The following is an 11,528-nucleotide window of genomic DNA, read 5'->3' as shown; positions in this document are numbered from 1 at the left end:
ACCGCCCGGATCAGAGCCCGACCTCTTCGAGCTCCTCCTCGTGGAAGTAGCCGGCCCCCTCGTCGAGGTCGCCGCCCACGAGGTAGCACGCCGGCGCGTAGGCGATGCCCACGGACCCCAGCCCCAGCTGGCAGGCCACGGCGCCCGACACGTTGGCCACCGAGGTGCGGCGGCTGATGAACTCGTTGGTGTCCAGGGGCTTCTCGAGCACCGAGAGGCTCCTGGGGTAGCCCACGCAGATCTCGACGTAGCGGAGGGACCCGTCGCGCTGGGCGTCGAGGCTCATGAGGCGGGCGATGCGGCCGGCAAGCATGCGCTGGTCCGCGGCATGGCCCACCGTGACCAGGCGCCCCTGCTCGTCGAGGGTGACGAGCCCGTAGGCCCCCATCCAGCCCTCCATGACGCGGCGGAGGCGCCTGATGGGGGCGCGGTGGCCCGGGCGCGGGAAGAGCCGGGCACCGGGCGGGGTGATGAGCAGCAGCGTCACGTGGCGCACGAGGCGGGCGGCGTGGTCCACAGCCTCCTCGAAGCCCATGCCGACCTCGCGGCCGTGGACGATGTCCGCCACGACGATACCCTCGGCCGCCGACAGCGTCTTGGAGTCGATCACGGCCACCTGGCCGCGCTTGTTGGCGGCGCGGGCGGCGGCCACGGCGTTGTCGTAGGTCTGGGACAGCGCCGCGGAGGCCGTCACGCACAGGATCTGGGTCACGCCGGAGTCGAGCAGGCCGTCGAAGACCTCGGTGAACTCCGAGGGGGACGGCTGCGAGGTGCGCACGGACGACGGCTTGGTGGCGAGGGTCACGTAGGTGTCGGCGGGATGCACCTCCAGCACGTCGCGGGAGTCGCCGGCCCGCGTGCGCAGGTGCATGGGCACCAGCCGCACGTCGTGCTCGTCGCACCACTCCAGCGGGAGGTCTGACAGCGTGTCTGTCACGATGGCGAACAAACGGTCCCCCTTTCCGGTGCGGGGTCGCGGGCTGTTTGCCTAGTTCCAGTGGCGGTTGATGGTCTGCTCGCGGTCGGGACCCACGGCGATGATGGAGACGCGCACGCCGGAGAGGCGCTCGATGAGGTCGATGTAGTCCTTGGCCTCGCGGGGCAGCTCGGTGTAGCTGCGCACGTTCGAGATGTCGCACTTCCAGCCGGGGAGCTCGATGTAGACGGGCTTGGCGTCGTAGAACAGCGACTGGTGCTCGGGGACCGTGGTGTAGCGCACGCCGTCCACGTCGTAGGCGATGCAGACCTTGATGGTGTCGAGGCAGCCGAGGACGTCGAGCTTGGTCACGGCGAGGTCGGTGAGGCCGTTGACACGGGCGGCGTAGTTGACGATGACGGCGTCGTACCAGCCGCAACGGCGCTTGCGACCCGTGGTCACGCCGTACTCGTGGCCGGTCTCGCAGAGGAGCTCGCCGATCTCGTCGCCCTGGGGCAGCTCCGTGGGGAACGGGCCCGAGCCCACGCGGGTGAGGTAGGCCTTGGCGATGCCGAGCACGCGGTCCACGTGCTTGGGGCCCACGCCCGAGCCGGTGATGGCGCCGCCGGCCGTGCAGTTGGAGCTCGTGACAAAGGGGTAGGTGCCGAAGTCGATGTCGAGCATGGTGGCCTGGGAGCCCTCGAACAGGATGTTCTTGCCCTCGTCGATGCACTCGTTGAGGAAGCGCGAGCTCTCGATGATGTAGGGGCGCAGGCGCTCGGCGTAGGGCAGATAGGTCTCGCAGATCTGGTCCACGGTGTAGCCGGGCAGCTCGTAGATCTTCTCGAGGATGGGGTTCTTCTCGAGCAGGGCGCACTCGAGCTTCTGGCGGAAGATCTTCTCGTCGAGCATGTCCTGCATGCGCAGGCCGATGCGGGCGGCCTTGTCGGAGTAGCACGGGCCGACGCCGCGGCGCGTGGTGCCGATGAGGTTCTTGCCGAGGCGCCGCTCGTTGGCGCCGTCGAGGTCCTTGTGATAGGGCATCACGATGTGCGCGTTGCCGCTGATCTTGAGGTTGTCGTAGGAGACGCCCTGGGCGTCCAGGGTGGCGAACTCCTCGAGCACCACCGAGGGGTCGACGATGCAGCCGTTGCCGATGACGGGCACCACGCCGTCGTACATGACGCCGGACGGGATCTGGTGAAGGCCGAACTTGTGGCCGTTGGCCATCACGGTGTGACCCGCGTTGGCGCCGCCCTGACAGCGGCAGACCACGTCGTATTCACCGGAGATGAGGTCGGTCACCTTGCCCTTGCCCTCATCGCCCCACTGGGTACCCACAAGAATCGTCGAGGCCATACGCTCTCTCCCCTAACAGACAGTGGCGCCGCTTCCCCCGCGGCGCGGGAACCCCTCCAGTATAGATAAGACCGGGGCGCCGGCAGGGCGCCGGCCGAAGCGGGAGGGGTCGCCGCCTGGAGCGGGACGGAGCTGCCGCCCCTTCGGCCGAGCTGCCGCCCCCTCGAAGCGCCTGCTTCGGCCGTTTGGTACTTTTCGATTTCCAAACTCATCTAAACCACCAAACAACCCACGGTTTGGTGGTTTTCGGGCCCCTTGCCCGTGAAAAAGCACCAAACGGCGAGAAGGGCCGGCCGACGTCGCCGGGTGGGGACCAAGACACCCGAGCCACGCCGTCATAAACGCGGGAAGATACGGGGTGTATAGAGACACGAGCGGCCCCGCGGTCCACGATGCCAGCATGCACGGCGACCGTTGAAGGAGTCCTATGGAAACCGTCCCTCCTAACCGCGAGATGCGCGCTGTGGCGCTGGCGGGCGCCGTCGGGGTCGCCTGCTGGCTCCTCGCCGTGCGCTCGGGCCACCCCAACCAGGTATGGCCCGTCGTCGCGCTACCCGCCCTCACATGGGTCTATAGGCGGTTTCCCGAAGGGTTCTGGCGGGGAGGGGAGCAACCGGGCACGATGCTCACCATCGCGTCGCTCGCGTTCGGGGCGGCGACGCTCCTCCTTTTCACCCGCTACATCCCGATATGGCAGGGTCCGCGACCGGCATTTCTCACCGTGCCCGTCTGGTTCTGGTGGTTTGCCGCGGGCGTCGGTGTGGTGAGGGGATGGGTGGCCTACCTGCGAGACAAAGTCTCTTGAGCTACGACAGGGGTAGGTGTGTGTCCGACGCCAGAGCGTCCGCAACGAGTTTTCGGAGCTCGGTAACCGAGTGCACGCCCATCCGCGCATACCCACGGCACCCCTCCCCGTCGAATGCATCACTGAATATATTTCTATAATGATAACATTGCGGTGGGACAGAAGTGCCCGACCATTGGGACAAAAGTGTCCGGGTGGAGGGACGGAGCGGCGGTGCTAGGCGTCGTGGTTGCGGTCCAGCTGCATGAAGCGCGTGGACTCCTTGAGGAAGACCATCTCGATGGTGCCCACGGGGCCCGAGCGGTTCTTGGCCACGATGAACTCGGTGATGCCCTCGTCGGGACGGTCGGCCCGCTCGGCCTCCTCGGGGGTGGAGGAGCGGTCGAGCAGGATGACGATGTCGGCGTCCTGCTCGATGGAGCCGGACTCGCGCAGGTCGGAGAGCTGCGGGCGCTTGCCGGTGCGGTTCTCGGACGTACGGTTGAGCTGCGACAGGGCCACCACGGGCACGCGGAGGTCCTTGGCCATGATCTTGATGCCACGGCTCATCTCGGAGACCTCCGTGGCGCGGGAGTCCGAGCGCTTGGAGGGCGGCGGGCTCACGAGCTGCAGATAGTCGAGGATGATCACGGCCTTCTCCTTGTTGCGGAGCATGCGGCGGGCCTTGGCCCTCACCTCGGTGACCGTGGTGCCGGGGGTGTCGTCGATGAGGATGTCCAGCTGGGAGAGGCGCGCGGAAGCGTCCATGAGGTTGGCCCAGTCCTCGCCGGCGATCCTGGCGGAGCGGATCTTCTGGAGCGGCACCTGCGAGTACGCGGACAGCAGGCGCTGCGCGATCTCGGTCGAGCTCATCTCCAGGGAGAAGAACGCCACGGTGGCGCCGGCCTCGGCTGCCTGCACGGCCAGGTTGAGGGCGAACGACGTCTTGCCCACGCCGGGGCGGGCGCCCACGACCACCATCTGGCCCTCGCGCATGCCGAGGAGCATGTCGTCCAGGCGCTGGAAGCCCGTGCGCACGCCGGCGATCTCCTCGCCGCTCTCGGCCTGGGCCTGGAGCTCGGCGTAGAGGGCCTGCATGGCGTCCTGCATGGAGATGTAGTTGGAGCGCACGTCGCGGTCGGTCACGGAGAGGATCATGCGCTCCGCGGAGTCCACGACCTCCTTGGTGTCCTCCGGGGCGTCGAAGGCCAGGCTCGTGATCTGGGCCGAGGCCGTGATGATCTGGCGCAGGGTGGCGTCGCGCCGCAGTATCTCGGCGTGGTGGCGCCAGGAGGAGAGCGAGAAGGTGTTGGCCGCGAGCTCCGCCAGGTAGGCGGGGCCGCCCACGCTCTCCAGCTTCTTGGCGCTCTGGAGACGGTCGGCCACGCTCAGAGGGTCGATGGGCAGCGAGTTGTCGAACATGTCGCGCAGGGTCTGGTAGACCACCTGGTTGCGCGGCAGGTAGAAGTCGTTGTCCTCGAGCTCGACGAGGCACTCCTGCAGGACGTCCTGGGACAGCATCATGGCCGAGAGCACGGACTTCTCGGCCTCGACGTCCTGGGGCATGGCGGGGGGCGCGGCGCCGAACGTGGGCGCCGGCACGGTGGCGATGGCCATGGGCTCCTCTCGGCTCACGACGGGTGCGGCACCGGTATCCTAGCCCATCGGGACCGGTAAGAGGTTAGACAGATTATGGGAAATCGGGCGTTCTGCCTTATCATCACCCCGATGTTTCCAAGGAGAGGCCCCCGTGCTGGGCCTTCGCCGGTTTTGAACGTTTTCGACAAACTTTGCGGGCACTCCCGCGACGGTTGTCAACACAGGTAGAACCTCTGTTCGTATTCACGCAAAACCATGGGCCCTACCAGCGGTTCTTTCATCGCTCCGCACAAAATAGCAGGTAGATGGCACCATTTTGGAAAACCACAGGAAAGAGGAGGCCGCCCGTCGACCTTGACGGGCAGCCTCCTCTTATGATCGTGCAGGTAAAAGCCAGTGGAATGCCACGGGTGGACGAAAAGCCGTTGTTGAAAGCGGGCCACTCGCCGTACCCGGGAACCCCTTAGGCCTCCTCGGACTCCGTGGCCTCGGAGGCGTCCTCGGCGACGATCTCCTCGTCGGCGGGAACGTCCTCGTCGCCCTCGGGCAGGTCCTCGGGGGCACCCACCTGGACGCCGATGGTGGCGAAGATGGTGCGGTAGATGCCCACGACGACCTCGTGGAGGCCGGCGGTCTTGATGGGCTTGTTGATCTCGATGCGCTTGCGGTCGATCTCGATGCCGTACTGCTCCTTGAGGGCGTCGCCCACCATGGCGTTGGTGACCGAGCCGAAGAGCTGGCCCTCGTCGCCGATCTTCACATCGATGACGACGACCTTGCCGTCGAGCTGCTCGCGGAGGGCCTCGGCATCGGCGATGCGCTTGGCCTCACGGATGGCGATGTTGTTGCGACGCTGCTCGAGCTGCTTGATGTTGCCCGGGGTGGCGGGCTGGGCGATGCCGTTGGGGAACAGGTAGTTCTCGGCATATCCCTGGGCGACGTCGATGATGTCGCCCTCTCCGCCCTTGCCCCGAAGCTCACCCAGAAGGATGACTTTCATGGGACTCTCCTTTTTCTGACGCCGGCGCCAGGGCCGGCACTTCCTTTTCCTACTCCCCCTGTGCCCCTGAACGGCCGTCCCCCGCCCGCATATGGCGGAAGTCGGCCCAGAAGTCCACAAGGCCCAGGAGGCTCACGACGAAGAACGTGACCTCGAGGTCGATCGCCACCACCAGCACCAGGGTGCGGAGGAGGCAGCCCACGCCGTGGCGGTTGAACCACCAGGTGAGCACCGCGTAGCCGTCCATGAGGAAGACGAACCTCACGGCAAGCACGCAGGTGAGGCCGATGGCCTGGGCCACCTGCGCGCCGGCCCCGAAGACGCCGCCGAAGGCGAACAGGGCGACGCCCGCGATGAGGACCACGACCGACCACAGGGGCGAGTCGAAGGTCACGGGCCGCCACGGCGCCGTGCCCGCGGACGGGCCGCGGGCGAGGAAACCGCCGTAGTGGCCGGCCAGGACGTTCATGCCCGCCAGGACGAAGTAGCCGAACGGCCAGAGGAGGCCGAGAAGCCACGAGAACGACCTGAGCTGGGCGGCGACGTCGAGGCCGTAGGTCGAGGCGGCCTCGTCCACCGCGGACGAGATCGCCTGGGTGAGGACCGCCGCGCCGTCGAGGCCCGCGAGGGCCGCGAACCCGAAGTCGATGGCGATGTAGGCCGCGCAGGCCACGGCCGCCACCGCGTAGTCCGTGGTGACGGTGGCCCGGCGACCGGCGGCCAGGGAGCCGACGACCCACGCGAGCGCGCAGTCGACGACACCCTTCACCAGGACGGCGGCCGCGCCCTGGACCCACAGGAGGCCGAGGACCAACCCGACGGCGCACGCGAGGGCCACGAGGGCCTTGCGCGGCCGCGAGAGGCCGTTGACCTGGGCGAAGGAGACGCCGTACGCGACCATGGCCACCCCGATGACGGAGAGGCCCGTGACCGCCACCGAGCCGAGCCCGGCCCAGAGCAGCGCGGTCACCAGGCTGCGGGAGTCACCCTGACGGTTGCCCCCGTACCTGACGATCGATGTCTCCTTCTCGGGCGCCTCGTCGCGCCCGTCCCTGCCGCCGGGACCCACTGCCGAGGTCTCCGGGTGCTAGTCGCGACGACGGCCGCCGCGGTTGGAGACCACGGGAACCGTGTAGGGCAGGAGCGCCATGATGCGGGCGCGCTTGATGGCGTTGGCGATGTCGTGCTGGTGCTGCGTGCAGGCGCCGGTGACGCGACGGGGCTTGATCTTGCCGCGGTCGGTCATGTACTTGCGAAGGAGCTGGGTGTCCTTGTAGTCGATGAACTCGACATCCTCCTTGCAGAACTGGCAATACTTGCGACGCGGCTGACGCTGATACTCAGTGGCCATGTCTTAGGTACCTTTCATTGCGGCGGCCGCGGGGCCGCCGGGAAGTTAGAACGGGATGTCGGCCTCGTAGGTCTCGCCCATGGGGGGCTGGGCCTGCGTTGCCGGGGCCGGGGTCTCCGGCGTGGCGGCCGCCCAGTTGGGCTGCGCCGCCTGCTGGGGGGCGTAGGGCTCGCGGACCTGCGGGGCCTGCTGAGCCTGGGCCTGATAGGACCCCTGGCCTCCCTGGGGGTAACCCCCCTGCCCGTAGCCTCCGGGGTTGCCCTGGCCGTCGCCGCGCTGCCCCATGAACTCGATGTCGTCCACGACGACCTCGATCTTGGAGCGGTTCTTCTGCGTGTCGCGGTCGACCCACTGGCTCCAGCGGAGTCGGCCCTCGACGGCGACCTTGGTCCCCTTGGTGAGGAAACGGGAGATGGACTGGGCGCGGTTGCCGAACATGACGCAATCGATGTAGTTGGGGCGGTCCTCCCACTGGTCGGTCTGGGGGTTGCGCCACCGGTCGTTGACGGCCACGCCGATGTGCAGGATGCTCGTCCCGCTCTGCGCGGCACGAAGCTCGGCATCACGGGTGAGGTTGCCGGTGATGATGACTCGATTGATGCTCATGGACGTTCACGCCCCTCTCATCCGGCAGGCTCCGCCTGCCTCCTTCAAGGCTTACTCCTCGTGGTCGGGACGACGCACGATCATGTGACGCTTGATGGCATCGGTGATGCGGCACACACGGTCGAGCTCGGCGATCTGGTCGGGGTCTGCCTGGAAGTTGATGAGGGTGTAGTCGCCCTCGGTCAGCTTGTCGATCTCGTAGGCGAGCTTGCGCTTGCCCCAGTTGTCGACGTTGTCGATCACGCCGCCGTTCTCGGTGATGGCGGTGTCGATGCGCTTCATGGCGCCGGCACGCGTCTCGTCGTTGATGGTGGGGTCGACGATGAACAGGATCTCATAGGCCTTCATGGTTTCACCTCCTCTGGGCTGATGGCCCCGGGTCGTGAAGGTCTGCGCCCGGGGCAGGAAAGGTTCGGCGAAAGATAGTAGCACACGCCGGACCCTTCCTCGGCAAACACACACCCGTGTCTCGCCGCGGCGTCCCTGGGACCAGCGTAGCGGTCGCCCCCGACCGGTTTCCGACCGGCTTTCGACGGGGTCCTGACCGCCGCGGTCGGGCCCCGGCACGGAAGAGGGGCCGTCCCCCCGCGTGGGAGGCGGCCCCTCTCGAGAAGGTCTTCGTGCGGACGGGCCTACTCGGCGTCCTCGTCGTCGTGCTTGATGAGCGGGGTGACCACGGAGCCGTCGTCCTGGGCGACCTCCTCGGCGGCGGCCACGGAGGAGTCGGCGTAGTTGTACTCGGGGGAGTCGGCCGATGCCGTGGCGGCCACACCGTAGGTGTCGGCGGGGGTGGGCGGGGTCACGCCGTTGTCGGGCGAGGTGGCGGGGCGCACCGTGGGGTCGTCCTCGTACTCCATGTGGTCGACGGCCTGGGCGTCGGGGTCGAGCCTGCCGCTCTTGTCGGCGACGGCCTCGGCGGCGTCCCAGACATCCTCGTTGGTAGGCGCGGTGACGTTCTCGTTTGCCTTGTAGTCCATGGGTAGGGCCTCCTTGGGTTGGTCATTGGGAGCCTGATACCCACTATCGGGAGGCAGGGCGCCGCCCGGGACCGGATTCACAGGAGGAGCGGGCGCCGACGGGCCGCCGACCACGGGCACCGGGTCGGAGGGGTCGCCCCAGGCCGGGACGTCGAACTGCCGCATCCAGATGGCGGCGGCGGTGACCGCGAGCATGGTGAACACGATCTGGACGGCGATGGTCACGTAGGTGGCCAGCACGACGAGGGGCAGCCACGCCGAGAGGAGCGAGCCCACGGTCTGGAGGAGCCAGTACAGGGCGTAGGCGTCGCCGTCGCCCCAGGTGGCCAGGGACGCGACCTGGGCGAGCGCGGGGAGCGCGGCGGCAAAGAGACAGAGCCCCACGACCACGCCGATAAGCGCCTCCGCGACGGCGCCGAGAAGCTCGATACCCAGGACCCGGACGAGGCCCGAGAAGTCGTGGCTCACCATGGTCCACACCTTGGAGAAGCCGTAGCCCGGCCCGATCCTGCCGTAGATGACGGCGCGCAGGGCCGCCACCATGATGAACACGCCGCAGATCCACTGGCCCACGAAGAGGACGAGGTTCATGAAGGAGGAGACGCCCGAGCCCATGGGCGAGAACGCGGCCTTGAGCACGTACACGACGGCGGCCAGCAACACACCCCAGCCAAGGTAGACCACGAGGGCCGTCCAGCCGGCCTTGAAGCAGCCGCCCACGTCCACCCGGGTCTGCTTGGGGGCGGCGTCCACGCCCCAGGCCGTGAGGCGGGCCCAGGCGAAGATGTAGCCCATCACGGCGATGGGGCCCGCGATGGGCACGAACGTGCAGAGGGCGAGGACGAGGACGGGCTTCCACCAGCCCTTGTCCTGGGTGAGCATCGCCCAGGCGCGGGACAGGTAGTGGCCGTTGCCGAACGCGGTGTCAGCCATGGAGACCCTTTCATCGAGAGCTGCGCGGTTGAAACGAGGGTACCCCAAACCGGGCCATCCTCAGGCGCCCTTCCCGTCGGTCCTGCCATCGGAGGGGCCGTCCCCCTCGCCACGGGCGTGCTCCAGGCGGTCCATGGTCTCCGGCGTGCCGAAGATGGCCTCGGCCGAGCCGGTGGCCTGACCGGCGTCGGCCAGGCGCTCCTCGGCGGCGAGCTCCTCCTTGATCTCTGCCTTGAGCTCGTCTTTCAGCTGGGCGCGCTCCTGCTCCTCCACCCGCTGGTGCCGGGCCTGCTCGGCCACGGTGAGCGGCCGCGTGGGCTCCTGGGGCCCCCGCACGCCGTGGCCGTAGCGACTGGCGCGGTAGGGGATGTGGTAGCTCACGTCGCCGGGCTGCCGCGCCTTGAGGCGCCGGGTGTAGTCGATGACCCGCGGCGTGAGGTCCACTTGGGAGGGCGTCTGGATGTTGTAGCGGAGGCTCGCCCAGCGCAGGAGGCAGCACACGGCCACGCAGGCCACCACGGCCACGCCCTTGACGAGCCCCATGTAGACCAGGCCGTAGTACACGGCACCCGAGAGCAGGGCGCAGCAGGCGTAGAGGTTGCCTGGGCGGAAGATCTGCGGGACGTCGCCCAGGAAGATGTCGCGGAGCATGCCGCCGCCCACGCCCGTGAGCACGCCCATGAGCAGGCAGGCCACGAAGGTGAGGCCGGCCACCACGGCCTTGTCGGTGCCCGTGGCGGTGTAGATGCCCACCGAGAGGATGTCCACGACGGCGGTGATGCGGTCGATGCGGCGGAAAAGGCCGGAGAAGAAGAAGGCCACCATGCCGGCCACGGCGGCCACGGGGATGGCCCAGGGGGAGTCGAGCATAAAGACGGTGCCGCGCTGCATGATCATGTCGCGGATGAGGCCGCCGCCGAGGCCGCAGAGCATGCCGAGGCCTGCGGCGCCGAAGAGGTCGAGCTTGCGCTCGGTGGCGGTGAGCCCACCGAAGGCCGCGCCCACAACCACGGCGGCCATGTCGATCCACTGGGGCATGGCGAGCACCGAGAACTGGGGGCTCAACGACGTGAAGAACGACTCCATGGACGGCTCCCCGGCTCGAGGTGTGGACTCACGATTTTGCTGTGGCACATGCGCGCGTTGTGTTATTCTAGCCGTTGCAATCGCATCTGGAGAGTTGTCCGAGCGGCTGAAGGAGCACGATTGGAAATCGTGTAGGCGGTAACCCCGTCTCCCGGGTTCAAATCCCGGACTCTCCGCCAGATTCCTAACGCGGCGTCCCACGGGGCGCCGCGCACCCTATATACGGAGGGGTGGCAGAGTGGTTGATTGCGGCGGTCTCGAAAACCGTTTACGTGCTCCGCACGTACGAGGGTTCGAATCCCTCCTCCTCCGCCATTGAGAGTCGGAAGGCCCGGGACACCCCGGGCCTTCTCCTTTTTCGGCCGCCTGTCACCTTGGTCGGCGGGCTCCGTTGCCGTCACAGCGCGGCGCCGCCAGCGGGAGGCCATGCCAAAGGCCCCTTTGGCATGGGTCGAGCCCACCTGCGGGCCGTAACCCCTGGGCCGACCCCCGGCCGTGCCGCCCCGTCACCCGCGGTGGGCGAGGGCATCGCGCACCCAGAGGACGGCGACCACGGCCCAGGGGAGCCACGTCTCGCCCAATGTCACCAGGAGGCCGCCGGGTGGGAACGAGTAGTACATCCCCTGGTATGGGATGACCCACTCCCACCGGAGCCAGAAGCACACCGCCCAGAGAAGCGTCAGGTACGTGGCGGGGTTCTTGATGAATGACCGGACAAACATGTTTACATCGACCTACGGACTTTCATGTTTCTCCCTTCGTTCATTAGAACCACGTCATTAAAATGACAGCACAATTGCAACGAAAGATATGATGGTCCCCTAATTCTATGAACGGTCGATAACCCCTCTGAACGGTATCTGTCGTACTTTTCGAGAAATGATTCACCGCCATGGCCCACCGCACACCCGAAGGAT

General features: G+C 67.6%; 12 protein-coding genes and 2 tRNA genes. 3 read left to right on the top strand and 11 right to left on the bottom strand.

Annotation, left to right across the window (positions count from 1 at the left end; all coding sequences use genetic code 11):
- Positions 1–10: 10 nt before the first annotated feature.
- Complete coding sequence (locus NFR49_RS06330; RefSeq protein ID WP_251158766.1) at positions 11–949, bottom strand: DegV family protein; 939 nt, start codon at positions 947–949, stop codon at positions 11–13.
- A gap of 39 nt (positions 950–988) precedes the next feature.
- Positions 989–2,275 (bottom strand): adenylosuccinate synthase, encoded by a 1,287-nt coding sequence (locus NFR49_RS06325; protein WP_251158765.1) that lies wholly within the window; start codon positions 2,273–2,275, stop codon positions 989–991.
- Positions 2,276–2,702: 427 nt separating this feature from the next.
- On the opposite strand from NFR49_RS06325, the gene NFR49_RS06320 reads away from it, so the two are divergent.
- A complete protein-coding gene (locus NFR49_RS06320; RefSeq protein ID WP_251158764.1) occupies positions 2,703–3,080 on the top strand; it encodes a hypothetical protein in 378 nt (125 codons plus the stop codon).
- 216 nt (positions 3,081–3,296) lie between these two features.
- On the opposite strand, the gene dnaB is transcribed toward NFR49_RS06320, so the two are convergent.
- The 8 genes from dnaB to NFR49_RS06280 all read right to left on the bottom strand — a co-directional run bounded on the left by dnaB (position 3,297) and on the right by NFR49_RS06280 (position 10,611).
- Positions 3,297–4,676 (bottom strand): replicative DNA helicase, encoded by a 1,380-nt coding sequence (dnaB, locus tag NFR49_RS06315; RefSeq protein ID WP_251158763.1) that lies wholly within the window; start codon positions 4,674–4,676, stop codon positions 3,297–3,299.
- 445 nt (positions 4,677–5,121) lie between these two features.
- A complete protein-coding gene (gene rplI, locus NFR49_RS06310; protein ID WP_251158762.1) occupies positions 5,122–5,658 on the bottom strand; it encodes a 50S ribosomal protein L9 in 537 nt (178 codons plus the stop codon).
- Positions 5,659–5,707: 49 nt separating this feature from the next.
- Complete coding sequence (locus tag NFR49_RS06305; RefSeq protein WP_251158761.1) at positions 5,708–6,727, bottom strand: DUF2232 domain-containing protein; 1,020 nt, start codon at positions 6,725–6,727, stop codon at positions 5,708–5,710.
- An 18-nt stretch (positions 6,728–6,745) separates the two neighbouring features.
- A complete protein-coding gene (gene rpsR, locus NFR49_RS06300) occupies positions 6,746–7,009 on the bottom strand; it encodes a 30S ribosomal protein S18 (protein ID WP_135977887.1) in 264 nt (87 codons plus the stop codon).
- 45 nt (positions 7,010–7,054) lie between these two features.
- A complete protein-coding gene (locus NFR49_RS06295) occupies positions 7,055–7,615 on the bottom strand; it encodes a single-stranded DNA-binding protein (protein ID WP_135977886.1) in 561 nt (186 codons plus the stop codon).
- A gap of 51 nt (positions 7,616–7,666) precedes the next feature.
- Positions 7,667–7,963 (bottom strand): 30S ribosomal protein S6, encoded by a 297-nt coding sequence (gene rpsF, locus NFR49_RS06290; RefSeq protein WP_135977885.1) that lies wholly within the window; start codon positions 7,961–7,963, stop codon positions 7,667–7,669.
- 284 nt (positions 7,964–8,247) lie between these two features.
- Positions 8,248–9,525 carry a DUF4013 domain-containing protein gene (locus NFR49_RS06285; protein WP_251158760.1) on the bottom strand — a complete coding sequence of 426 codons (1,278 nt, stop codon included), beginning with the start codon at positions 9,523–9,525 and terminating at the stop codon, positions 8,248–8,250.
- Between the two features lie 60 nt (positions 9,526–9,585).
- Positions 9,586–10,611: a trimeric intracellular cation channel family protein gene (locus tag NFR49_RS06280; protein ID WP_251158759.1), complete on the bottom strand. Its 1,026-nt coding sequence runs from the start codon at positions 10,609–10,611 to the stop codon at positions 9,586–9,588.
- A gap of 88 nt (positions 10,612–10,699) precedes the next feature.
- Here NFR49_RS06280 and NFR49_RS06275 point away from each other — a divergent pair.
- Together NFR49_RS06275 and NFR49_RS06270 are read left to right on the top strand one after the other, a co-directional pair.
- Positions 10,700–10,790 (top strand) — tRNA-Ser (locus tag NFR49_RS06275).
- Between the two features lie 45 nt (positions 10,791–10,835).
- A tRNA-Ser gene (locus tag NFR49_RS06270) sits at positions 10,836–10,926 on the top strand.
- Between the two features lie 191 nt (positions 10,927–11,117).
- Here the strand turns inward: NFR49_RS06270 and NFR49_RS06265 are convergent.
- Positions 11,118–11,333, bottom strand: coding sequence for a hypothetical protein (locus NFR49_RS06265; protein ID WP_251158758.1), 216 nt, complete (start codon positions 11,331–11,333; stop codon positions 11,118–11,120).
- Positions 11,334–11,528: the final 195 nt, after the last annotated feature.

Source organism: Caniella muris (genome assembly GCF_943193035.1).
GTDB lineage: Bacteria > Actinomycetota > Coriobacteriia > Coriobacteriales > Atopobiaceae > Granulimonas > Granulimonas faecalis.
Note: the sequence above shows the minus strand (reverse complement) of the source record. Positions and strands in the feature narration are given on the sequence as shown.

Coding starts and splice junctions, on each gene's coding strand:
- dnaB (WP_251158763.1), bottom strand. CDS start 4,676: ATGGCCATCGCCACCGTGCCGGCGCCCACGTTCGGCGCCGCGCCCCCC.
- NFR49_RS06325 (WP_251158765.1), bottom strand. CDS start 2,275: ATGGCCTCGACGATTCTTGTGGGTACCCAGTGGGGCGATGAGGGCAAG.
- NFR49_RS06295 (WP_135977886.1), bottom strand. CDS start 7,615: ATGAGCATCAATCGAGTCATCATCACCGGCAACCTCACCCGTGATGCC.
- NFR49_RS06265 (WP_251158758.1), bottom strand. CDS start 11,333: ATGTTTGTCCGGTCATTCATCAAGAACCCCGCCACGTACCTGACGCTT.
- rplI (WP_251158762.1), bottom strand. CDS start 5,658: ATGAAAGTCATCCTTCTGGGTGAGCTTCGGGGCAAGGGCGGAGAGGGC.
- NFR49_RS06285 (WP_251158760.1), bottom strand. CDS start 9,525: ATGGCTGACACCGCGTTCGGCAACGGCCACTACCTGTCCCGCGCCTGG.
- NFR49_RS06280 (WP_251158759.1), bottom strand. CDS start 10,611: ATGGAGTCGTTCTTCACGTCGTTGAGCCCCCAGTTCTCGGTGCTCGCC.
- NFR49_RS06320 (WP_251158764.1), top strand. CDS start 2,703: ATGGAAACCGTCCCTCCTAACCGCGAGATGCGCGCTGTGGCGCTGGCG.
- rpsR (WP_135977887.1), bottom strand. CDS start 7,009: ATGGCCACTGAGTATCAGCGTCAGCCGCGTCGCAAGTATTGCCAGTTC.
- rpsF (WP_135977885.1), bottom strand. CDS start 7,963: ATGAAGGCCTATGAGATCCTGTTCATCGTCGACCCCACCATCAACGAC.